General features: G+C 35.0%; 10 protein-coding genes. 2 read left to right on the top strand and 8 right to left on the bottom strand.

All coding sequences use genetic code 11. The features are described 5' to 3' along the window. Window positions 1-9: 9 nt before the first annotated feature. The gene (locus ABW636_RS00730) at window positions 10-300 is read right to left on the bottom strand and encodes a coiled-coil domain-containing protein (RefSeq protein WP_367588029.1); all 291 of its coding nucleotides are present in this window, start codon (window positions 298-300) and stop codon (window positions 10-12) included. A 229-nt stretch (window positions 301-529) separates the two neighbouring features. On the opposite strand from ABW636_RS00730, the gene ABW636_RS00725 reads away from it, so the two are divergent. Both ABW636_RS00725 and ABW636_RS00720 read left to right on the top strand, forming a co-directional pair. Further along, window positions 530-2,218 (top strand): M23 family metallopeptidase, encoded by a 1,689-nt coding sequence (locus ABW636_RS00725; protein ID WP_367588028.1) that lies wholly within the window; start codon window positions 530-532, stop codon window positions 2,216-2,218. A 14-nt stretch (window positions 2,219-2,232) separates the two neighbouring features. Continuing rightward, on the top strand, window positions 2,233-4,698 hold the full coding sequence (locus ABW636_RS00720; protein WP_367588027.1) for a TonB-dependent receptor: 2,466 nt from the start codon (window positions 2,233-2,235) through the stop codon (window positions 4,696-4,698). Between the two features lie 180 nt (window positions 4,699-4,878). Here the strand turns inward: ABW636_RS00720 and ABW636_RS00715 are convergent, their stop codons facing one another. The 7 genes from ABW636_RS00715 to ABW636_RS00685 form a co-directional block, all read right to left on the bottom strand. Beyond that, on the bottom strand, window positions 4,879-5,709 hold the full coding sequence (locus ABW636_RS00715) for a lectin OAA family protein (RefSeq protein WP_367588026.1): 831 nt from the start codon (window positions 5,707-5,709) through the stop codon (window positions 4,879-4,881). A 323-nt stretch (window positions 5,710-6,032) separates the two neighbouring features. Continuing rightward, the gene (locus tag ABW636_RS00710) at window positions 6,033-7,166 is read right to left on the bottom strand and encodes a T9SS type A sorting domain-containing protein (protein ID WP_367588025.1); all 1,134 of its coding nucleotides are present in this window, start codon (window positions 7,164-7,166) and stop codon (window positions 6,033-6,035) included. Between the two features lie 72 nt (window positions 7,167-7,238). Next, window positions 7,239-13,502 (bottom strand): T9SS type A sorting domain-containing protein, encoded by a 6,264-nt coding sequence (locus ABW636_RS00705; RefSeq protein WP_367588024.1) that lies wholly within the window; start codon window positions 13,500-13,502, stop codon window positions 7,239-7,241. A 9-nt stretch (window positions 13,503-13,511) separates the two neighbouring features. Further along, window positions 13,512-15,608 carry a fibronectin type III domain-containing protein gene (locus ABW636_RS00700; RefSeq protein ID WP_367588023.1) on the bottom strand — a complete coding sequence of 699 codons (2,097 nt, stop codon included), beginning with the start codon at window positions 15,606-15,608 and terminating at the stop codon, window positions 13,512-13,514. Further along, window positions 15,601-20,343, bottom strand: a complete 4,743-nt coding sequence (locus ABW636_RS00695) for a hypothetical protein (protein WP_367588022.1) — start codon at window positions 20,341-20,343, stop codon at window positions 15,601-15,603. The genes ABW636_RS00700 and ABW636_RS00695 overlap by 8 nt, the downstream gene beginning before the upstream one ends. Window positions 20,344-20,423: 80 nt before the next feature. After that, complete coding sequence (locus ABW636_RS00690; RefSeq protein WP_367588021.1) at window positions 20,424-20,897, bottom strand: hypothetical protein; 474 nt, start codon at window positions 20,895-20,897, stop codon at window positions 20,424-20,426. Beyond that, entirely contained in the window at window positions 20,887-26,913 is a 6,027-nt protein-coding gene (locus tag ABW636_RS00685) for a fibronectin type III domain-containing protein (RefSeq protein ID WP_367588020.1), read from the bottom strand. Before ABW636_RS00685 ends, ABW636_RS00690 begins: the two co-directional genes overlap by 11 nt. Window positions 26,914-26,915 lie beyond the last annotated feature (2 nt).

Raw genomic sequence — 26,915 nt, 5'->3', positions numbered from 1 at the left:
ACATTTTACTTATTCAGAAAGTTGTGATATACACATATCAATCTCTCTTATCAAAGCATTTATTTTGAGCTTGGTTTCCCTCTTATGTTCGTCACTGCCTAGCATTGCATTTGCATTTTTGAGCGCACTGAATTTTTCTTCCCATTGCCTTAATTGATCCATCTGAATTTCAGAATTAGATTCTAATTCTTCTATTTTCTCCTTAAGACTTGTATTTTGTTGCTTCAATATTTCATATTTATGAAGCAGTTTACTTATCCTATTTTCAAGAGAATCAACAATTTCAATTAAATCACTCATTATAAATTCTACACAATACTTCGTTACACAAAGTTAACATACCAATTGAAAAAACCCAATAGTTTTTTAAGTAATTTCATAACTTAACAACTCCTCTCTATTACTTCTATCTTTATCCTTATGAAAATGAGATATTTTTGAAGTAAAAATTACTTCTTCAGGTTATCTAACAAAAAAAATGAGTAGTTTTATCTACGTTAAACTATTTATAAACAACTCATATCCCTTTATGCGAAATTTTACATTTTTTGTATTCCTGGTTTTTTCTTTAAGCTATGGGCAAAAAGATTCGGTTAAAGATGATTTTATCTCCCCTCTGGATATTCCGACAGTACTATCAGGAACCTTTGGCGAACTTAGATCTAATCATTTCCATTCTGGATTAGATTTGAAAACTAATGGTGAAGAAGGGCTTAATGTATATGCCGTGGCATCTGGTACTGTTACCAGAATCAAAATCTCCCATAGGGGGTATGGGAAAGCTATATATATTGCTCATCCCAATGGTCATACAAGTGTCTATGCTCATTTACAAAAGTTTTCTCCAGAAATAGAAGCCTATGTTAAGAAGCGTCAATATGCAAAAGAATCGTATGAAATTGAGCTTTTTCCCAAATCAGGATCTTTACAAGTTAAACAGAAAGATATCATAGGTTATAGCGGCAATACAGGAGGTAGTTCTGGACCTCATTTGCACTTCGAAATTAGAGATTCCAGATCAAGACCAATGAATCCAATGCTTTTTGGAATGGAGGCAAAAGATACTCAAAAGCCAATTATAAAAGGGTTATGGGCCTATAGCATGGATAAAAATGCTCATATAAATGGGGCTCAGGGTCCTGTAAAACTAAAGGTAGCTTTACAACCAGACGGAAGTTTTAAAACAGAAACTATAAATGCCCTTGGGAAAATTGGTTTTGGAATTTCTACTATCGATAAACAGGATTTAGCAGCCAATAATAATGGAGTTTATACAATTACTACAGAAATAAATGGGCAAAAAAACCTTGAGTTTAAAATGGATCGGTTTTCTTTTGCAGAGACAAGGTATATTAATCGACTTATCGATTATGCTACTTATAAAAAACATAGAAATAAAGTCACCAAACTTTTTGTAGAAAAAAACAATCCATTAACAGTCTTTAAAAATAAAGTAAATAATGGGTTTCTCTCTATAAAAGATACTCTTTCTTATAATTATGAAATACAGGTTAAAGATTTTAATGATAATACATCTGTGATTAAAATACCTATAAAAGGGCAATCGTTAGATTCTATAATAAAAAAAGAAACTCCTAAATATTCAGAATTTGCAAATGCTTCAGAAAATTACTCCTATAGCTCAGGTATTTTTGATCTGTTCATACCAAAAGGAAGTTTATACGAAAATTCTTATTTGGACATTTCTGTTAAAGGTGAAGTAGCAAAAATCCATAATAATAGGACACCATTACATAAAAATATGACTTTGGTTTTTGATGTATCTCGTTATAATGAAGATGATAAGAAAAGATTATATATAGGGCGTATAAATGGTAGTAAACACCCATCCTATTTAAAAACCTATAAAAAAGGTAATAGATTTTCTGCAAGAACGCGTGTTTTTGCCTCCTATTCGTTATTTACGGACCACCAAAAACCTGTTATTTTACCGATTAATATTCCTGAAAAAAAATGGATTTCGAAAGAAACACATCTAAAAATTAAAATCGACGATGCTGAGTCTGGTATAAAGTATTATAAAGGAACCATCAACGGAAAATTCATATTATTGGAATATGATTATAAAACCGGAATGTTAGTTTATGATTTTAACGACAAAATAAATACTGATTCAGAAAATAATTTTAAACTTGTGGTGTTAGATAATGTAGGCAATAAAACAACTTTTGAAACCACATTTTTTAGAAAACCTTAAAACACATTCATTTTTTGAAAAATCAATCCTTACTCTTCTTGACAATTCTACTGTTTATCAGTATCACTTCTATCTCTCAAACTGCTACATTAAAAGGTGTCGTATTAGATGAATTTAACACTCCCGTTTCTGGAGCGAATATCTCTTGTGATGGAACAGGAACACAATCGAATAAAAACGGAGTTTATGAGATAAGCATTATCGCAAACAAAGAAGTATCTGTAACGGTATCTCATATTAGTTTTAAAAACATACAATTTACTATCAAACTTGATGAAAATCAGGAGTACGAATTGAATCCTATATTAAAACCAGATATTGAACAAATAAGTGAAGTTGTTATATCTGGACGAGAGCGAAAGGTTGTCGAAGGTATTACCACTTTAGATCCAGAAACTATCAGAACTACACCATCTGCCAATGCTGGTGTAGAAGGGCTTCTTAAAAGTTTACCAGGAGTAAGTTCTAATAATGAATTAAGTACACAATACTCTGTTAGAGGAGGAAATTATGATGAAAACCTAGTTTATGTAAATGAAATAGAGGTCTACCGACCTTTTTTGGTGAGATCAGGACAACAAGAAGGGCTAAGTTTTCTTAATACCGATCTGGTTCGTAGTGTAGATTTTTCTGCAGGTGGATTTCAGGCTAAATACGGTGATAAACTTTCTTCGGTTTTGGACATTACCTATAAAAGGCCTACTCGACTTGGTGCAACTGCAGATTTAAGTCTTTTGGGAGGAAGTATCTCTGCAGAAGGAATTTCAAAAAATAAAAAAATAGCCGCCATTATCGGGGTTCGTTACAGAGATAACAGTCTACTGGTAGAATCAAAAAATACAGAAACAAATTTCAGACCTAGGTTTGCAGATGTACAAACCTATATTTCCTATAATATTACCGATAAGTTTGAGCTTGGTTTTTTGGGTAATATAGCCCTTAACACTTATGATTATGAACCTATAAGTCAACAAGTAAATTTTGGAACTCTACAGACTGTACAGGCATTAACGGTTCAATACCAAGGGCAAGAAAAAGACCGATATGAAACCTATTTTGGAGCTTTTAAAGGCACCTATAGCCCTAATGAGTTTCTTACGCTAAAACTTATTGCTTCTGGATACCATACCAAAGAACAGGAGCATTATGATATTCTTGCTGCGTATTCGTTAGGGAGTGTAAATACTGATATTGGAAGTGATGGCGTTGGTGAAGTAGAGTTTAGTAGAGGGATTGGGTCTCAATTAACACATGCGAGAAATGATTTGGACGCTTTAATTTTTAATGTCGAACACAAAGGAACATATACCAAAACAGATCATCAATTTGATTGGGGACTAAAATACACATCTGAAGATATAAGAGACAGACTTCAAGAATATGAAATTATCGATTCTGTCGGTTTTTCGATTAGACCACCAGTATCAGACTTTATAAACGATCAACCTTACACTCCTAATACCAGCCCGATTGTACCTTTTACAAATATTAGAGCCACTAATAGTGCGGTTATAGACCGAATTTCTGGCTATGCGCAGCACAGTCTTCGTACAACTATCAAAGAAAATGAATTATGGGTAAATACTGGTGTTAGGTATCATAGTTGGCGAGTATCTGGAGATAATATTCGTACATATTCGCAAACCGTTTTTAGCCCTAGAGCACAAATTGCATTAAAACCCAATTGGAAATCTGAAATGATTTTTAGATTATCTGGAGGTTTATATCATCAACCCCCTTTCTATAGAGAATTAAGAGATTCTTTGGGAGTAGTAAGACCAGAGGTAAAAGCACAACAATCTGCACATTTTGTATTGGGGAATGATTTTAGTTTTTCTATGTGGAATCGCCCTTTTAAACTTACAACAGAACTATATTTCAAACAACTTTCTGATGTAAACCCTTATACAATAGAAAATGTAAGGATTCGGTACCGAGCCAGAAATAATGCCAAAGCTTATGCGCAAGGAATAGATTTTAGACTTAATGGAGAGTTTGTTCCAGGTACAGAAAGTTGGGTAAGTTTGGGATATTTAAAAACAGAAGAGAATATTGACAATAGAGGTTATATTTCAAGGCCAACAGACCAACGATTAAAAATTGGAGTGTTGTTTCAAGATTATGTCCCCACCATACCTAATTTAAAAATGTACCTTAATATGATTTATCAAACTGGAGTTCCTGGTGGTTCCCCTAGTTATGCGGATCCTTATAATTTTCAAAGAAGGTTACGCGATTATAGGAGAGCAGATTTAGGAATTTCGTATGTTGTTGTCGATAAAAATAAACGATTAAAAGAAGGTCATTTTCTAAATAAATTTAGAGAACTCTATCTGGGATTCGAGATCTACAATATCTTTAATAACCAAAATGCTATTACTAATACATTTGTTAGAGATGCAGCTACCCGTATTCAATATGCTATTCCGAATTATTTGACACCACGGGTATTTAATGCTAGAATTGGTATGAAGTTTTAGTGGTTAAATTAAAAATTTAAATTTATTTAAAAAGTAGTTATAAGATTTCCATAGTATAAAGCAGTTTTATCATATTACCAGAACATTGTAAAAAAAAGAGTGCCTCAACATTTAAGACACTCTTCCTTGATACAAGTCAATTAGGCAATAAATCTTCTTGCCTTACATGGGTTATGTTTTTTAAGAAGCAGTTTTAGAAAGCACATTTGCAGATATTGTAGCTTTCACCCCTATTGGACCTTCTCCAATATAAGTCATTTCTCCTGTAAAATTCTTACCCTCATCTTTAGAGGAAATTTTTAATTGAATAGCATTTTGGTTTACTCTACCTCCAATTACCAAATTACCACCAGGATGCCAAGGTGCTGTTGACCCTCCCCATTGGTTTTCGGCTGCATAATTGTTTCCACTTGTTTGAACTGCTCTAAATCCTATCGGACCTTCTCCTGCATAGGTCATGGTACCCGAAAAGGTCTTTCCGCCGTCTTTTGATTGAATATCGTACGCGATTGGGTTTTGATTTTCTCTAGCCCCTAAAACAAATGTTCCTCCTTGATGCCATGGAGCACTTGATCCACCCCATTGGTTTTCTACGGAGTAACTACTTCCTGGTGTTTCTTTTCCTTTAAACCCAATAGGTCCTTCTCCTGCATATGTCATAGTACCTTCTAGATCAGCCCCATTATTTACAGACTCAACTTTTAATTGTACTACATTTTGCCCATCTCGTCCACCAATAATCCAGTTTCCGCCTGGATGCCATGGTGCAGTAGATCCTCCCCACTGATTTTCTACAGCATAATTATTTCCTACTATTTGAGTAGCTCTAAATCCAATCGGTCCCTCACCCTCATAGGTCATTGTACCCGAAAATGTTTTTCCTCCGTCTCCAGAGTTAATTAAAATTTCAGTAACATTTTGGTTGTCTCTGCCGCCTAGAACCCATGTTCCTCCAGCATGCCAAGGAGCGCTAGAGCCCCCCCATTGATTTTGTACTTGAAAAATTGCCATTTTTATTTGGTTTTAAGAATTAAACATACTCAAATTTACAAATATGCATTGGCTTTTCACATACGTATAAACACCTGATTACAGGGAATTTTCCCTATCTTAAGCCGATGTTTTTTACTACAAAATTGGATAAAAAGGTTTGAACAGAATAAAAGTAAGGTTAGTACATATGGTTTACTAACCTTACTTCGACTTAACACTAACTCAACTAGAAAAATTATTATTCTATTATTAGCATTGTTACCTAACTATGCGCTTGTATAATATATTAATTCAACAATCCGATTAATATTACTTCATACAAACAGATTCTTTTTAATTATTTACTCTACAATAAGTTTTTTTAATTGTTTTCTTCCTCCTGAGGTAACCTGAATTATATATATTCCAGGTTTCAGGTTAGAAGAATTAAACTCAAAAAAATAATTCTCATTTCCGGTTTTTACATCTTCAAGTACTTTTCTCTTATCTACCAAATTAAAGATCTCAACTGTTACTGGTAATGATTTAGCAGAAGAAGTAGCAACCTTAAATCTACCATCTGGAGATGGATTAGGGTACATAGAAATTTCAAACAATTTTGATTCTTCTTTCATTGAATTACTTAATAATTCTTGTTTATCTTCTCTCTCAAAATGTTTACTTGATGTATTAGTGGTTGAAGTTTGAACCACAGATATTATTGCATAACCGCTATTTATACTACTTTCATAAATTTCGTTTTTTTCAAACCTTCTGTTAAAAGATGAAAAACTTACACTTACCTCCTTTTCACTTATTCTTGGGGAACGACATCCTCTCCAACTATTTCTTCTAGAGACCGATCTAAACTTTACTCCAGTTAAACGCTTATTGTTGCTATATATCTTAGAAAAAGAATAGCTTCTATTTCTAAACTGTCCGACTGTTTGATTAAATAAGAAAGCTTCTGACCCATCATCGAATATTGCTTTTATCCATTTCAAACCATTATTATTTGGTCCACATGAAGATGGGCCAGAACCAATATAACCACTTACAGTTAACTTGTAGGTTTGTTCAACAGAAATAACTGCATAGCCCTCATTAATAGCACTTTCATAGATTTCATTTTTTTCAAATCTTTTGTTAAACGATGGTGAACTTACACTTACCATTTTATCGCTTATCCTCGGTGCTTTACATCCTAACGATCCATTTCTTCTAGAAATAGATCTAAACTTTACTCCAACTAAACGCTTAGCTGTATTATAATTCTTAGAAGTAGTATAGTTGTTGTTTCTAAATTGCCCCGATTGACTAAATAAAAAATCTTCGGATCCGTCATCGAATATTGCTTTTATCCATTTCAGACCATTATTATTTCCTCCACACCCAGAAGGACCTGACCCTATATATCCGCTTACTGTTAACTGATAATCTTGTGCTAATGTGTTTATGGTGATGAATACCATCGCCATCAATAAAAATTTTCTCATGAATTTAGGTTTTAAGTAATTTGTTAATCTAATTTTTAAGTATTTTAAATATGCTCTTACATTATTAAAATTTTACTCAATAATCAATTTCCTTACCTGGCTTGCAGTAGGAGTTTCTAACAATACAAAATACACTCCCGATGGTAATAAAGACATATCATAATCAAATGAGTAACTATCGTTCCCTGTTCCTTCCTTAGTATCTATCAAAGTATTGTTTACCATATTAAAAGTCTTAAGACTAATAGCATTAGATTTTGACAAGTTGATATCTACTTTAAATCTACCATTGTTTGTTGGATTTGGATATACCAAATATTCTATAAAACTCTCGATATCTTGTGTGGTACCCTCTCCTCCTTCTTCATCAAACTCTTTTTCGATAACAATTACTTTTTTACTGGTAATCTCTGTACATAATCCCTTATAGGTTTGCATCGTAATTTCATACTCTCCAGGTTCATCAAAATAAGCCTCTGCATAATTAGTATCGGTATAGGTAACCGTAGCTTCTTCTGGAAATGTCCACTCCACCCTATCCGGAATAGGATCACTATTATCTACCACCACAAACTCTTCGCCTACAAATACCTGGGTAGAAGCTATAAAGTTGGCATCGATAACATCGTCGGTAGCATTTACAAATATATCATCGGTAGCTACACACCCTTTTGAATCGGTAACCAACACTGTATAAACAGCGGTTTCTGAAACTTCTATAGCAGGTAAATCACTACTAAATCCATTCGTAGCTGTCCATTCATAAGTGGCATTCTCATCTACAATCGTAGCATTAATAAAAATACTCTGGTCCTTACAAAGGGTGATGTCTTCTCCCAAATCAACTATCAATTCATCTGGGTTATCTACCACGATTTCTTTTACGATCTCACACCCTTTACGATCGGTAATGGTAACGGTATAGGTACCAGAACAAAGATTATCGATGTCTTTTTGAGTACTACCATTACTCCATACATAGGTATATGGTGCCGCTCCCCCTGCTGTTGCCAAGACTATATTTCCATCACATCCATTATAACAGTTGGGGATGGTTATGGTTTCTGGGGCTACTAACTCATCAGGAACATTGATCTCTAGTTGATCATCTACACTACACCCTCTACTATCAATAACAGTCAATATATAGGTAGCTGCTGCTACATCGGTTAACAAAGCACTAGTTACTCCGTTACTCCACATATAGGTATACGGTGGGGTTCCCCCTATAATTTCGGGAGTAATCGTCCAATCGTTAGCATCTCCACAATTGTTATAGTCGGCACTTAGTGATAACTCTAATATATTGGGTTGGGCTAAAAAGTACGGAGCACTGGTAACTGTAGTACCTACTGCATCCGAAACAACTACATAATAATTAGCAGACCCTATATTTTCTAATAAGAAGTTATCATTACCTACAGGCAAGCCTGTATCAGCGTTAAACCATTGGTAATTGTATTGTTTTACATTATTAAAAGGCCTACCTCCTATGACATCTGCACTTATACTACCTGTAGTAGCTCCATTACATGAAATTACATTGATCAGGCGTATATTTGCCTCTAATGCTGGTGGCTCGAAAATATCAACATCATCGATAACCAAAGTACATCCATTGGCATCGGTGATGGTAACTGCATATTTCTCTACTCCGATATCACTCAATACATTGGTCGTAGCTCCTGGGATCACTCCATTAGAATCTCGCCATTCATAACTATAAGGTAATACTCCACCTCCTATAGTAATGGTAATACTACCATCTCTTAACCCATTGGCAGAAGGGTACAACCTGATAATATCACCACCAGCTACAAATAAGACAGGAGGTTGATCGATAGTGATTGTTTTTCTAAAAACACAATTATTGGCATCGGTTACTTCTAGCGTATAATTTCCTGCAGAAATACTACCTGTCAAATCCTCGGTAGTGGCGCCATTACTCCATAAATAATTATACGGAGGTACACCGCCTACCGTAGTTACATCAATACTTCCATTGCTATCACCAGCACATTGTAAATGAGTAACTTCTTCGGTAGTAGTTAACACTTCTGGCTCTAAAACCTCATAACTATCACTAGCTGTATTACCATTAGCATCGGTAACCACAACTATATAAGTTCCTGTCAGTACTGTAGTTGACGTAGCCGAAGCAGTAAACAAAATCGTAGTTGGATCAGCTTGCTCATACCACTCATAAGTATAATTACCTACTCCTCCATTGATGGTAGTTGTTAATGGAATTACCGTTCGTTCACCATGACATTGGATACTTTGTGCTGCAGTTAACGTTTCTATCCTAACGATCAACTCTTCGGGCTCTGTAACTAATTCTGTAATACCTGTCGAACAATTATGTGCATCGGTAACTGTTAATTGATAATTACCTTGGGGAAGATTAAAAATATCTTTGGTAGAAGCCGTAAAGGAAGCATCTTGTGTATCCATCCATTCATATACATAAGGAGGGGTACCGCCCGATACATCCAAAGTAATACTACCATTACCGGTTTGATATCCTGTTAGATCAGTGACAACTACATTAGAAATCTCTAAAGCTGCATCGGGTTGGGCTATAACCACAGTTTCACTAAGAGAAGTAGTACATAAATTATCATCAATAACTACTACCTGGTAGGTTCCTGCTTCTATATTCTCCAGGTCTTCTGTAGTAACGATAAAAACTGGATCTCCTTCCTTAGTCCAGTTAAAAGTATAAGGAAGGTACTCTCCGGTATTCGCATCTTTAGGACCACCTGTAACGGTAATATCAATAGCTCCTGTAGCCTCTCCATAACACAATACATTAATAGGTGTACTTGTTAAGGTAACCACCAAATCATCAGGCTCTGATAGTACTATCGTGGTCTCTGCGGTAGCGCCCTGTGAGTCATTAACCACTACTTTATAACTTCCTGATTCCATGTTCTCTATACTAGTAAGGGTAAGATCTGTATTGATGGCTATATCTGTCCCATTTTCTATCTTAAACCATTGGTAGTCGAAATCGGCAGGAGTCGAGTCTATAGGATATCCACCTTCAACATTGGCAGTAAGCTCACCTAATGCATCGGCATGACATAATATGGGAGTCGTTATAGCTATGGCCACTTTTAATGGTAAAGGTTCTTTAACTTCGAAGGTGTCTTGAATCATACATCCATTGGTATCTGTAACTGCAACCGTATACATCCCAAAAGATAAATTAATAATATCCCTGGTAGTCCTATTAAAAGAAGTATCCCCTTGTTTGGTCCATGCAAAACTAGTGGTACCTACATTTCCTGCTACATCAATGGTAATACTACCATTGGTGCCTCCTACCGTAGTGGCATGAACGATTGTTGGGGTCACTATAATTGCTTCAGGAGCATCTAGGGTAATAGATTTTGGGGATACTATTTCACAGCCATTAGCATCTTGTAACCATACCTCATAATCTCCTATACCTAATCCTTCTATCGTTAAATTGTTCAGGTCATTTTCTGAAATGTAACTCACTTTGTTATCAATAGAAAATGAATACGGGCGTGTTCCTCCCTGGGGACTCAAAACAATGGTACCATCATTGGCTCCAAAACAGGAAATATCTGTTTTACTAACAGCAACCAGCTCTAACAAAGCTGGCTCGGTAAGCACTACCGTAGCTGTAGCAAAAGCACCATGGATGTCTCTAACTTCTACACGATAGGTTCCAGTATCTAATTGATCAATACTTGCAGCAGTACTAAAAGCAGTGCCTTCAGTATTTCTAAACCACTCATAGGTATACGCAGGAACTCCTCCTACTATCTGGGCTGATAACGTAGCCTTATCGCCAAAACAAGCCATAGGAACAGTCTCATTGATAACAACGTTTAACTCTTCAGGCTCTGATACCCTAATAATTTTGGTGACAGGGCACTCACCAGTAGCATCATTGATCGTAGCGGTATACTCTCCTGCAAATAGATTAGTAATACGACTACCTAATGCAGAATATGTCGGATCACCTGATTGGGTCCAACGTATCACATAAGGAGTCACTCCTCCACTAATAGCAGTAGTCAGATCGATACTTCCTGTACTACTTCCAAAAATTGTATTATGAGTAATGAGTATAGCACTATCATTTACAGCAATATTATTGGGTATTGATAAATTATCACGTACAGCTTCACCATTTCTAGTATCAGTGACTACGACCCGATACGATGCTCCTAAACTTGGAGTAATAGATGTTCTATTACTATTTAAAACATCTGGAGTTTCATCTTTATACCAGGTAATATTATAAGTTCCATTCGGCTTTGGATACCCTCCTATTATATTATTTATAGTAATATTACCATTGCGATCATTGGTACAATCACGAGTTACTTCAATATCAAAATCTATAGGATCTGGATCTATAATCGTTGGTAAAACATCGGTAAAAGAACAATCATTCGCATCTTTATATTCGACTATATGTGTTCCTGCAGGAAGTCCCAATATTTCAAAACCATTAAAATCACCTCTATACGTTCTTATATTGGTATTCGAGCCATTTATTTTAACAACGACATCATAATAATCCCCATTAGCATCTGATTTAGGTTTACCTCCGGATATTTCATTGATTCTAATGCTTGCATCAGCTATAATATTTGGCGGCACACTAGCCGAGCTAGGATGGGTAACCGTACCTACATCATGTGAAATCTTATCTACTCCATCAATAGTACGACGTATTATTTTATTACTATTATCGGCATTTTTTGCAAAACAACCCTTACCATTTCTAACCAAAATGCTATATGTTGTAGGGGCTAATTGTCCTATCACTACTCTGGATCCTGTAAAAGAAGTCCAATTAACACCTTCATCTAATGAATATTGATTGGTTCCAAAACTTCCAGAAGTCACATTAATTTCTATTTCCCCATCATTTCTTTCGTGACATTGTTGATGATTATTTATTTCTGCTGTAAACTCGACAGGCTGGGGTTGTGTAATGGTAAAAAATGACCCACCTCTAGGATAAATAGTTTCGCAGGTAGGGTTATTATTGCTAATATATCCTGCAACATGAAGCCTATAGGTTCCTGCACTAACATTCTCGAAAGTAAAGGTCCATTTGCCATTTGATTCTATTATCGGACTGGGATCACCATCACCAGGATCATAAGTAACATTTCCCGCAGAAACACCGGTAGCTACATTTATCAGGTTAATATAAAAATGTTCACCATCTTCTAAACCCCTATCAAAATTAAAAACAAACTGCCCGGTGCCTCCAGCACATTGAGGCTGTACAACTTGTGGGTTTTCATAAGCAACAGGTGGTTTTCTTAGGTAAATCAAGGTTAATTCTCCCGAGTTAGAACATTCTGAGTTATATCGAACCCTTATATTCTTATTATATATGTTATCTCTTACATTAGTATTGTATATGTCATCTCTTACCGTGGAAACGGGATACATATCTTCTAATAACAGATCAATTTTGGATTGTCCTGTTTTACTGGTTATTACATTCCAGCCCGGATCGGCACGTAGGTAATCATACAGATTCCCTTCATTTTGCTGAACATATTCTATCATCTCCATAAAAGCTTGTTGTTGCTCATTATACACATCTGCACACGGCCAATCAGGATCATCAGGTCCGCCACCGCCAGGCCCACCACCAGGTCCACTATTATTTTTTACACAACTTTGATATATCTCACTTGCTATGTCTAATTTATCTAAAACTACCTGATACTCAGCAGTAGGTACTTCTTCTAAGTTATATTCATTCCAAAATTCCCATTTGTATACCTGATTTTCTGGGGTGAAACCAGAAGTTGCTTCTATGCCTATTGCTACATCATCGCATGCAACATGAGGCTGATCTATTGGTGTACCAGAACTATAAGACAAAGTTAGTTTTGGGGTTATTTTTATGGTAGCATAACCGGTAAATCCACTCATATAAATTGAGCGATATGTATGTGTTCTCTCACCGCAGTAAGAGAAAATTCTAGCTCTTCTTGTTACCAGATCTCCATTTTGTTTACAACCACTTCCTAAGGGTTTTTCATTTTTTTTGGTTGTAAAAACTACTTCTACAATTTTATTTGACGACGCAAATTCTTTACCTTTAGCAGAATAATCTTTACCAAAAATATCATTATATGGGCCTTGATCTAAAACAGCAGTTACTCTATCTCCATCCTCATATACATATGTTATATTTGTTAATCCTGCAGAGCCACATTCGCTACCTGATTTACTAATATAACCTTCTATATCTATCACAAAAGTTTGAGAATTGACCGATTGTAAAGACATAAACAGTACTAAAATTAGTATAATCTTTTTCATAATATTGCTTTAATATTCTACTCCAATTTTTTTGATAGGAGACTTTGCTCCCGATGTAAACACTGCCTGTAGTAAATAGGTATAGGCTGTATTTATTGTTAATTTTTGATCTATAAACTTTGTAGTTGATGCATCAAACACCTTATACATAGTTGGTTTTGTTTCCTCTTCTCCCTTATACAATATGTATTCTAATACCTTAGGTTGATTGTATTTCCAGGTAATTACAATCTGTTCTGCTTCCCGATTCACCAAAGCATTAAACTTATCTAAAGCAGGCTTAGGTTGGTTATCCGGTAAACTTATAGTCAAAGGTGCTATAGGCTCTGATTCGAGGTCAGACTCATCTACAGTAACCAACGTATATAGGTATACCACCCCAGGTATTGCCGATTCATCAACAAATCCTCCTTCTGGCAGGTCCACATCTGTTATAAGTTGCCACGAGGTATCTGTTCCTTTTTCTTTTCTATATACCGATGTTTTTACTGCATCCATACTACTACTAGTAATCCATTCTAATTTCACAACTCCATGATCTGCGTTAAATGATTCGAATACAGGGGGAGTCGGTGGTATAATATCTGGTTTTTTGAGTGCTACTACTTCAGAAAATCCAGAAGGGTTATACCGTTTATCAAATGCCTGTACTTTATAATGGATTTTAGTATTCAGGGTTTTTAGATTGATGGTATCGGTAATGGTACTTTTGGGTATCGTTTTAAAAGTAATCTGCGTAAATTCTTCATTTTCGAGATTAGCACGAAATACACGATACCCTAAGAAATCTACTTCTGTATTTTGTTGCCATTGTAATTGTACTACACCTAATGAGTCAATTGTCCCAGTTAATTGTACTGGTGTTGCAGGAGGGGTATCATCTACAGGTTGTACCATCTGAGGAAATGAGGTTCTTTTACCACCATTATTACCTACTGCGGTAATGGTAAAATAATTAATTACGTCTAGATTTGTATAGGTAATGCTTCTGGTATTTTTAGAAATATTAGGCATTACCACTTTATATCCTTCTTTTACCTGATTAGAATGATTTAATTCGAAATGACTCAAAGTTTCCAAAGCTTCATCGGGAAACTCCCAAGTAATCCTAGCACTGGTATTATTGGATGCTAATTTTGCTTCTAAAATAGCTGGATTATGGACCAATGGTTTTTTACCAGACCCCGATACAATTTTGGATTCGGGTCCTATTTCTCCAAAAGGAGAAATTCCTTTGATTCGATATTGATATACCTTATTGTTTTGTGGGAGGCTATCTATAAAAAACATGCGATCTGACTTGTCATTTTTATTGTCATTCATGTTTACCATAGGTACATCTGTCATTTGATTAAACGTAGTTCCTTCGTCATCTGATCGTTCAAGAATATAGCTATTATAATGTTCTTTTAGTAATTCGTAGTTCCAACTTAACGTTACGGCATGATCCTTATAAATCCCTGTAAAATCTATGGGTGCTGGTAAAGGATAGTAATCATCCAGGCCCAAATACACCCCGCCAAATTTTACATCCATTTTTTCTGGTGGTATTGCAGTATATACCCTATATAAATACCGTTCATTTTGTTTGATATCGGTATCTACATACGCTAATCCCGAAAATTTTGCCACTTCAAAATTCTGATCGGCAGCAAACAAGGCAAACGAAAAACGTTGCTCTAATACTTTGGCCTGATTTAAAATTGTTATTAAAGCATTCCCGCCATCTTCCATCTCTACTTCAAACCCTTCTCCATAAATAGCCTGAGCGGCGATTGCAGCATGATCATTACTAAGTGCAAACTGTTCCCATTCTTCCATGGGTTTAGGTTTTATAGGAACTTGAGTAATATTTTTTATGATAGGTTCTTTTAAAATACTATCCCCAATAGCTATGGTTTTTCTTTGAATAGTATATCCGTAGGTATTACTATGTTTCCAGGCGGTTGGTGTGGTTACTCCCCATCGCAATTTTATAGCATCCTTAGTAACAAACCCTAACACCTTTACCTCTGCATCTTTACCTCCTATTGGTTCTTGCGACCATAGGGTTAGAGGAAAGATTATTAACAACCAACATATTTTTATTATTACTTTTTTACTCATAAAGCGGGTTATAATATTTTCTAATTTTACTACCTCCATTTTTTATGCTTCCGGGCAACACATATTGTAATTTTGTTTTGTAATTTCCTTTCCTCATTAATGGAAAAGTATTGGTTACCAAATTTTTATATTTATAAATTAGCTCATTAGATAGATCAGAGTTAACCAGTTGATAGCGTAAATCGACATAATCCTTATAATAGTACAACGTCTGATTGTAGCGATATGGCATATAACTATTATAATCATATACGGGTTTTTCATTTTCTAAGTATGTTAGATACCAAGACATAGGTTGCACTGCCTCTTCTGGTGGAACACTTACTTTCGTAATATCTCTTGTAACCGAAAATTTTCCGGCCAGAGGGTATTCTTGGTACAGTAATGGGTACACCTGCTTTTTATAGAAATTATCATCTAAAATTGCTCTTGCCACAATTAATGGTTTATTGCCCGAATATTTGGTTCCTGTTAATTCTACTTTATCAAAGGGTTCAACAGGTTTAATTCGGGTAGATAAAATCACACCATATGGATAGGGTTCATGATCAAAAAGATCCTCGCTCTTACTTATAGCATTCATTTTTTTCTCGAAAGTGGTGTATTCGCTTGTAGTAAAATCATATACGATAAGTTCCCGTTCGTCTCCCACTACTTTAATACCTTCTAATTTTTTAGTTTTTACCTGAATCTCATTTCCTTCAGTATCTTTATCATTTCCTAAACTCTTGGTGGTATAAGATTCTGTCAAATTACTGTCTTCTTTACTTGGGGGAGTTAATTTGACCTTTACTGTATAAGGGGTTTGCGTACTTATATCTGGCAAAGAAAAAGTTACTTGTTTTTTAGCAGCACTGTATTGATAGTCTTCTACAAGTCCACTATTAGTTGCTGTATTGGTCATTACTAAGTTCTTTTTCCATCCCGGTAATTCATCGAATAAATACGATTGACCACGCTTTAATTGTATGTAACCTGTGTTGTATTCATCAATAAAGAAATACTTTTGTTGGTGTACCGGATACATATGTTCAATATTGCTTAAAGGAATTGTTCTTGGAGCTTCTCCTGTAGTAAAGTTCACCTCTTTGGTTTCAAGATATGTTTTTCCGTCACTTACCATGACTTCCCAATTTCCATTTTTATATTCTTCAAAATGTAATTGTACGTACGCTTTTAACTTTGTATTAGAGGGCAAGATTTCATGAGAATAAAAGGTAGCCAAATCGTTATTATTGTTCCATTCTATCTTTCCTACAATCGGCTGTCCATTTTTGGTAACTTCAAATTTATCTAACAATATTTTATACTTACGATCGCCTGTGTCATCTGGTAATTCGAATATTTTATTAATCTGTAAATTGAAAGCTACCTCTGGCGCAGCAAATACATCTACTTCTGCAGCATTTTCTTTTGGGGTCATATCCCCTATTACCACAATACCATCAAGAACACTTCCTCCAACCACTTCACATTTCTCTCCTAATTCTATTTTAAATCGGAAACGTCCTTTAATCAATCCGCCAAGTACTCTATATTCTCCTCCCAGATATCCTCTCATCCAGACTGGGTTTGGTAATCGAGCTTGCATTAAAACAGCTCCTGTTCCTGAAAAAATATTTACTTTCTTACGTTTTCCGAATATCTTAAACTTTAATCCTACATAACCGCTTAAATAAGCATAGGCCTGACCGTTGGCATACCAACCATTGATTCCTATAGACTCTGATGAGCCTTTACAATGTGCTTCTCCGTAATCTTTTAGCATCACATCAAACCCTACTCCCGCATCAAAACGTGCATAAAAAATCAAGAACTTTAAATCACCTGTAGTCATACTCCAATTAGAACCAAACGCCATTCCTTTAGCATCACCAAGTTGCCTAAGATCACTTGTATAATCCAACTTAGAGGCATCTACTCCTAATATATCTGCAACAATATCTGGTGGTGGTGGGCTACCCGGGATATCATCTCCGGTCATAAAATAACTCTCGGTTTTAAGTTTTAGAATCAAAAGATTGAGCTTTACTCCTATAGGATCATTGGGGGTACCCATTAAAATATGCCACTTGTCTGAGCTTACATAAAAATCTAACCACCCCGCTCTTCCATTAGGGCCAACACCTTCTAAAATACCAAATAGGTTAATATATACTTCTGAAGTAGCATGAAATACATCATTTACAAAATCGAATTTTATAAATACATCGGCAGAAATTGAACCTTCTGGAGTAAATGGGTTTTTTACATCCATGTCTCCTGATATCTCACTTAACTTATCATTTATTTGTTCATAAAAATCTCCTGGTAAAGGCGTAATAAGCTTACCATGTCCTTTAAGATATATTTCTTGTAGTCCGCCTGATCGTAAAAACGACATTCCGAACTCTACCGTTGCGTTAAACAGGTCTGGTGATCCAGCAGTAATGATTCCTACCGATGCTTTCATCCCAAAACCATTTTCATTAAATGGCTCATAGATGACCCCAGAACTTGATGCTCCTATTTGTGTATATTGCGCATCCTTTTGGTCTGTTTTTCCAGCCATTTTCATACGATTAAACATTCCTCCTCCAAAGGCATTAATCTCAAATCCAGGAAAAATGGGGATTCCTTGTGGTAAGGTTACACTTGCATCTGCATACCAATACCTAAACTCTGGAGTTCGACCAAACAAAGCTTTGGCCTCTACCTCTAATTTCATTCCGGTAGTAAATTTAGCGCCAACAGCACCAGCAAACCCTGTACCATAAGTAGGATCATCATCGAAAATAAATATGGCTCCTTCAAGTTGCATTCCCGCGACTTCCATTTTTATAAAGACTCTTTCGAGATCTATCCCATCATATTTCCAACGATCACGTCCTTCTCTCTCATCTAATTTGGCTTTGATAGCAAGCTTGGCTCCTCCTCCATTACCTCCATCACTTTCTGAAGTCAGATTGATATTAAAATCAATCACCAGCTCTGCAGTGGTATCTGAAGGTGTTCTTAACCCTATTTCGTTTAAGGAAACCGGGAAATTTGCCAATTCCATTTTTCCTCTATACCCAAAATAATCTACAGAAAACTTGGGGGATTCGGTTTGGAGCACCATGTTTTCAAAGACTATACCCTGAAAGTTTACCGTTTTGTCTTTATTATCTGGTTTATTCTCTTCTTTTTTAAGCCCAGAAGCAATTCCCATAGACCCATTCAAGCTTGCTTTGGGTCTAAACTTATCATCTTTGACCTTAAGCTCTACATACGAATCTTTGGCAATGGAAACGTTGGCATTCCATACATCAAACTTGATATCCTTTTCTGTAGATACATTAAGTAGATACTCATCATTACGTATCAATGCCGAATATCGCAATGAATCTAACTCTGATACAGGTAGGATCATTCTACCATCAAATCTTCCTGCTTTTAGTTTATTGACCTCTATATCTAGCATAAAATGATCGAGAGAGAATGCCCAGCCTGATGCTGACCCTTCGTCTAGATCTATAATATTATCTCCTGTAAATTTACCGGTGACTCCTTGCCCATCAATAATCAGATCTGAAGCACCAAAGGCAACTCTTTCGTTACTTTTTTGTTTTTCGAATGCTTTGGGTAAAACAACCTCTAAATCTTTAATATAAACTCCTCTCCATAGATTTTGATTATCCCCATAGTATTTAGATAAATACTCTAATGGCATCGATTCATCATTACTAAGGTCACTAAAATCTAAAACGGCCTCTTGCAATCTAAAAGTTGTTCCTTTTGCTGTACCCTTAACTCCGAATTCAGGTAATGAAATATTCACCACCATATCGTTCCAGTCTGTAGCTGTGATCTTAAAATCACTTTCTACATAGCCTTTTTTTTCTTTGCCATCCTTGTCTACAGGATATAATAATCCGTTTGAAAACTTTATGTTAGCATCTATAGACAATTTTTCAAAACCTTTACAGCCAATAACGGCATAAGTGCCTTTGTTTTTGTTTTCAAAACTTCCTTTTAGGGTCAGCAGTATAGTTCCATTATTGATATTAGTAGTGAACTGTGAAATAAGATTAAGCCTTGCCTCTCCAAAAATTCCACCGTCATGAGATAGTTTGATATTAGAAGCCCCTAAAATCAATACGTTATTCTCTTCTTTTGGATCAGAAGTAGTGGTAACAGGGTTACCATTTTCATCAAGAATTGTAGTAGTCGTAGAAGTAGTTCTTGGGGTTTCTATCTTCAAAAATACGGTAAGATCTGTATACGTAGGTTGAAAAACTGCTTTGGCGATCCCTACCGTATAGGTAACATTATTAAACGTACTTGGGCGAATCGCAACGGGAAGTTCGTTTAATTTATCACTTTTGAGCTCATCTATATAGCGTTCTGATCTTTTTATTTCTTCGAAAATCTTCTTAGCCTCTTCTAGCTTCTCTTTATTATTATCGGCATTGGGACCATTAAAACTAAACCCTTGCTTATCTATAAAACGATTGGTTGGTTTTGCTACAACCGGTGTATCAAACTGCTCTAACGATTTAAATTTTCTAAATACTCTAGCAGGTTTTACTGCTTTGGCAGTAGTAACCTCGACCATAGAAGTAGCTACCGACAAACTATCTTTTGCAGGTTCTACCGTGTCTTCCTTTACATTTTCTACATTCTTATGGGTAGCATCTCCTACTTCATTAGCAAACAGACTCGTTGCAAATAAGCAAAGACTTATAACTATTAAAAATTTAAGTATTTTGTTCATAGTTTATTAGCTTGGTTGTTTAATCTTGTAATTTGAATTTTCATCCTTTTGAACCTCTATATATTTTTGGTTTCTTTTCTTCAAACATTCAATATTCTCGTTGTATTCACAATATTCTGTGGCATCGGTAAGTCAAAATCGGATCGACCTATTTCTTCCCATATTTTTTCTATGCTATAAAGTTTAATCGTACCAGAAAAATACTTCCCCCCTTTCGAATCCCTTAACTCTACAAACTCTAATTTGCTTTTTAGCTCTTCATCATAGGTATTCAAACCAAGGCTTTTATCTTTTTCAAAATAATTATACACTTCAAAAACGTCTTGTTTATATTGTACTTTAGTTACAACTCTAAAAGCATTTTGAAGTTTTTCTTTATTCAGCATTTTAACATAACTTCCAAAAGTATCTTTTCTAAATTCTTCGATCGAACATTTTTTTCCTTCATAGGTCAAAATAAAGTGAGTAAAAGGATTTGAAGTTTCAGGTCTTACTTTATTAATTTTCACCTCAAAACCTTTGTAATTTGTATAATTTCCTTTTCTAATAATCATTGTTCACTTTAATAAATCTATTTTCACTTTCACTAAATACGGCTACTAATATTTCCTCTCCTTCTGAATCTCTAAGAAAAAGTTCAGCTCCATCTTTCGGGGTTACATACGAAGATTCTAATTCTGGAACTCCTAATCTACCTTGATTTCCAGATGTATGTCCATTTCCTGTATATGGATATGGTTGTCCCTCCCCAAAAGGTATTTTTAAAGTTGGATTTTTAGCTCTATATTTTATTACTATACAATAACCATCTGAAAGCTTAAACTTAGTCCCCTTATAATCTAGTCTCATTCCATGAAAAATATCTTTATAAGAATTTAGATGTTTGGCATCTTTTGCTCTTGTTATGAATCCTCCTATCGTATTATATAAGGTATACCCTTCTTCTCCCAAGTAATTTTTGAGATTGGATAAAGGAGCTACTTTTTGTAGAATTGTATTTTCATTGGGCATAGGTGTTGCATTTCTAATTTCCTTAATTATGGCTTGATCTTCGGGACTTAATAAATGATATTTCATTTTTTGGAATATTTTTTGAAAATATTCTTCATCTATCCCATGTTTTGCAACAATTGATGCAATTTCATCAGGGAATCCATTTTTCAGAGCACTAATAGTGTTTTTACCAAATTTTAAATCAGTCTTTATTCCTCCATCAGTTCTCTTAAACCCTATTTCATTCCCTCTTTTATAGATTTTTTTACCCTGTACTTCTCCTACAATTTGTGCTCCATCTTCTTCGGTAAGAAATTTTTTCTTAACTACAATTCCATTATAATCAACACTAGCTAATTCTACATTTTTCCCATCGATAATTGTAATTACCTTTACCTTACCACTTTTAATACCAGAAAATACAATTGGCAACTCCCAATTAATATCAAAAAGATCATTTGCTTTCTCAAGACTCTGAATTAGTTTTTGTTTACTTGTAGATACTCCTTCATTGATTAATTTATGAAACCCATTAAATCCATCTTCACCATCATACGTAAATCTACTATACGTCTTTGCCAAGGTTTCTAAATTTTTACCATCCCTAGCAAATCTAATTTTTGGATAAGGTTCTAATATCTTCCATGCTTTTTCTAATTCAGTTTTTTTATCAGTAGAAGCATTGTCATAGAGTTGTTTGATTTTAGAACCCTTACCATCAGGAAAATCAGACAATACCCTTTTTAATGCAGGAACTCTTATCCCCTCTAAAATTTCAACAGATTCGATTAATCTCTTTCTCTTTTCTGGAGCCTCTTTATATATATCTTGGTCATTTTTTATTTTATCAGACGTTCCTTTTTTTAAGCCTGATATTACTTTACCTGTTAATCCTCCTGCTTTTATAGCAGTTTGTACAAAGCCCAAATATTTTAATACCTCTTTACAGGTGTCACTAGTTTTACAATCTTCAGAATATTTTAATAATGTTTCAACAGTAGAAATCCCTAGTTTTACATTTTCAAAATTATATAAGATGGTTTTAAGAGTACCCTCATTATACAAATCTACAAGAACTTTCAACTTAACATTTTCACCTATATCATCAGCAATTTTTTTTAAATATCTTAATAGCTTCTGTCTATCAGAGTTAGTAATTCCATCTATAAAATTAGGATCTTCATCTATTTTTTTATGCATTTTTCTAGCCAGATCGGTAATTTCTGCGCTTCTTTTTCCCAGTTCTATAGCTCCATTTGATAATCCTAATATATCACCAAAAACACTTAGCATTTGGCAATACGTCATTTCTTCTTTGTTCGTAGGTGGCTTAATCTCGTTAGGATCTTTGCCACATGCATCAGAATATTTAAGAATTAAATTCAATGCCCCCAATGCTGTATCTACCCCTTGTAATCCATCAAATAATTTGTCCAGCTTATTAAGCTGCTTAAGATGCCTTAGTCTAGTAATATTTCCAATCCCAGAGAATGTTAACGCTACCTCAAAAGCCAAATTTATACTTTGTTCGGTATTGTTTGTATTATATTTTTCATCAATAGCCTTGAGAATAAACATAGGTACATTTACCTGCTTAACATTAAAACCTGGTTTAGCTATTTCATTATATTTCACCAAGCGTATAGGATCATAAATATCATATGTTCCTATATTTACAATTTGTGTTGGGTATTTATCTAATTTGACATTATATGGTAATAATTCTTTTTTGCCCAAACTAATTGAAGTAGGAGGGTCCTCCTTAAAATTAACAACATAATCACTTGTATAAAAAACTCCTATTTTTGAACTAGTGTAAGGCACAAGATATACGGTTTGTTTTGCATCTTCTGATATTTTCCATTGCTCATAAAGAAGATTTATAAGCTTGGTAAAATTATCAGTACCTCCCCAATCATCGACTTTGTCATAAATTAATCTAAATGCATTTTCACCGTTAATTTTTCTATCTTTTAAATCCTGAAGAAGGTTAATGTTTGGGTATTTTTTTGATCCTTTTGACAAAGCCTTTAAAATCGTTAATACCGCATCTTCTTCAGAAACTCCTTTATCATCGGTCGAACAGCTTAGCAAAACCTTTAAAGTCTGCCATAATCCCTCATAATCAAATTCTGTCCTATTATCTTGTACTTGCAATATGTAGCTTGATGGGATTTCTGCATAATAGGTATCTATCAGATCACAATCTTTTGCTTTTGAAGCAAAGTTTTTATTTAAATAATCTATAATCTTCTTTGAATATTCTGATTCATAAGGATTCGTATACTCTTTATCCCTTTCTATTTTTAACGAGTTACAAAATTTCTCTACCTCATCATGATGGTCAAACTCAAAAATATGATCACCATCTTTCGTTTTAAAGTTTAATTCATAATATACTCCTCCTGTTTTAACCAATAAAGTTGAATGTTCTTTTATTTCAAGACTTACATTTAAATCATTCTTGATTATCGATTTATCTGCTGGAAACAAGTATTCTTTTAACCTAAGTAGTTCGTTTGGATCTGCTCCCGAACTCCATCTTGGGGTATATATTTCTACATTCTTATACAATAATGCATAACGCCATTTTTCTTTTTTATCTTTACTAGCATTTTTCCCTAATTCTACAGGTTTATCGACAGACACCCCCTTAAAGCTACCCTTGTTAATTTTAATCCATATTTTATCACCTTTCCACTTACCATAAAACGTACCCATTTTCCCAAATACAGATGTGTCAAAGTTTAAACTACTTCCTTTGGATTTCATATATGCATATCGTATTATTTGAAATGCATTATTTACAAACTCGGTATCATCAAACAACCTTATCTCCCCATCCTCATCACCGCTAAAGTCATACAATTTTAACCCTGGGGCAAAGATTTCTTTCCAATCCATATGGTTAAAAACCTCTTGTGTACCATAGTCCATCATAAAATTGGTTGCGCCTGCTGTAGTGCCATGCTCACTAAATGGATGTTTTAATCCAAAAATACCGTGCCCTAATTCGTGTGCTACGATTTTGGCGTCGTTCCCAGCACCATCAAACAAAAACCCAAACTGGTTTTTGATCGGCATAAATCCACCCAATGACTTTTGTGTATCCGAATTAACAGCTTTGATATCTGTGATAAAGACATAATAGGTTTCTTCATTATAATCACTAGTATTGCTTTTGTAATAACTAATGATGTCTTTTTCTTCCTCACTATAATCGTTAAAGATCCTACTATCGCCAGCATTCAATATATCATAGGGTTCTTCTTTATCCCATATCTCTTGTGGTATTTGCAAACGATTGCCTACTTCTATATTTAGGTTTACTCCGGCTTTTTTATAGATCTCTTTAATTCCGTCTTGCGCTTCTCTGCTTATAATGGCTTTGTTAATAGGTATTAGCTTTACATTGATATCAGAAAACTGATTGCTTCCTAGGTGTACCAGATTAAGGACACCTACAATGCTATATTTATCCTCTTCTTCACTTTTTACAGTAGCTAATATTTCTTCGTGGGCATAATCAAATCTTTTGGTAAGCGTAAGTGTTGCTTTATTCCCATTCCAGGTAGCAGAAACTGCGGTTCCGCTTTTGGTTTTAAAGATGATATCCTCTGTAGCAATCGATTCGTCTTTAATGGTCGCTTCGGCAATAATAATATCATCTCCATTCGTATCAGATATCCCTTTGAATGCAGTTTGATAGGCCCCTCCTCCTTTTATCGGAATGGTTGCATAGATACTGTTTTTCCCTAATTGACCTTTTGCCTCTTCTGGTAATTCATCAAAATAGTAGTATCCCGATTTAATAAAAGTTACTAATACTCTATCATCTGATATTTGCAGAATCTCTCCATCCTCATCTACACCTTCTGTAGTAGCATCGGTCACTTCTCCCACATATTCACTTACTTTTACGACATTATCTTCTCCTACACTCCATACTTTACCATTGGCATCTTTAATTTCTATATCTCTACCTCCCGGCACTGTTGCTTCTTCTCCTCCCGTTCCTGTTATCACTATAGCACCATATTCATTAATGGTTACATTCTCGATAACAAATCCTATTTCAACACTATCAGTCTCCCCTTGATCTCCTGTAATGGTTTCTACCACATCGATATCAAGATCTACAGTCATGGTTTCGTCTTCTCCATATTCATGATCATACAGCGTGACTATTTCTCCATCTGCCAATTGGCTATCTGTATTGATCAAAACATTGTTAAACTTTACCCCAAAACGAGTAAATTTTAAATATGGGATCCCCACATACCCTCTACCTGTAATTCTACCATCAGATTGACTATCTATTTCTACAATTGTAACAATAAAATCCCCCGCTTTTATACGTTCTCCTATTTGTAACCCAGGGTGTGGTTTTTGATTATCAATTGCATCTCCTATTGCACCAATTCCGCAATTATAATCAGCGGTTTCATCTTCTACAGTATCCGTAGTTACATCCTGAATATCAGAATATTCCCCATACTGATACTTACATTTGGCTTTTACTTTGTACTCATAAGTAGTTCCTGGTTTCAAATTCCATATAGTAAGCCAACCACTATTAGTACGTTTTGTAAACCAATACGCATTAGGTTTTCCTGCTTCTCGATAAGCGATGGTATACTCGCTATATTCATTAGGGTCTTCGTCCCAATGCACATTAATTTTTGAAATTCCTTTGGGTTCTGCACTTACAAACTGAAGTTCACTACAGGGCGAGGTTCTCGAAAACCAAAACACCTCACTATATCCTTCATTTCTAAAAAGCCCTATTTCTTCTGCTCCTTGCAGTGCTTTGGCCTTTACTCGCCATGCATACCGTTTATTGGGCAGTAATAAGGGTTGTGTGGGCCCATAGACAAAAGATGTATTACGAGTAATAGTTTCGAACACGGGTTGTGAAGACAAAAATGCAGCTTGGGGGTCTACATGATCATCCCAAATTTCTACAATGCTTAATTCGTATTCTACATTACTTACATTAATATGTCTTGGAGTCCACTGAAAAACAATATTCTCTACTTCTTTTGCTTCTATATTGCTTTTGTTAAAAGGCAGATTAAGTATCGGAGGTTCATTTTTGTAGATATACGTAGTTGCACAACTTTTTGAAGACAATCGATTACCCGTAGTAAAATCAAATACCTCGAAACAGAACTGATAACTTCCTTCTGGGATAAACTGCCCGTATACATTAGGAGTAATCCCCTGTATATTTTGAAACTCGAAATACGGGGCTAACTCTGTATTGGTAAGTGTTAGCGTAACCCCGCCATCAATAAATAACGGATCTGCCCCAATAACCACATCATTACTCTGAAATGCAATTCCGTTACCTTCAAAATATACCTTTAATCGAATCTGTTCATTGCTAATGGTAATATCATTTAACAGTAACTGAACTCTTAAAGGACTATTTACAGCGGTCGCATCGGCATAATTATAAAAATTAACCGGAGCCGGTGCATTCACTTGCGGAGTTACCGCAACAGGGTATTTTTGAGCAATTCCCTGACCTGCAAAGTATATAATAGTTAATATGGTAAGAATAAGTCTTCTCATAG

Source organism: Aquimarina discodermiae, from assembly GCF_040786235.1.
In the GTDB taxonomy this organism is placed as follows: Bacteria; Bacteroidota; Bacteroidia; order Flavobacteriales; family Flavobacteriaceae; genus Aquimarina.
Note: the sequence above shows the minus strand (reverse complement) of the source record. Positions and strands in the feature narration are given on the sequence as shown.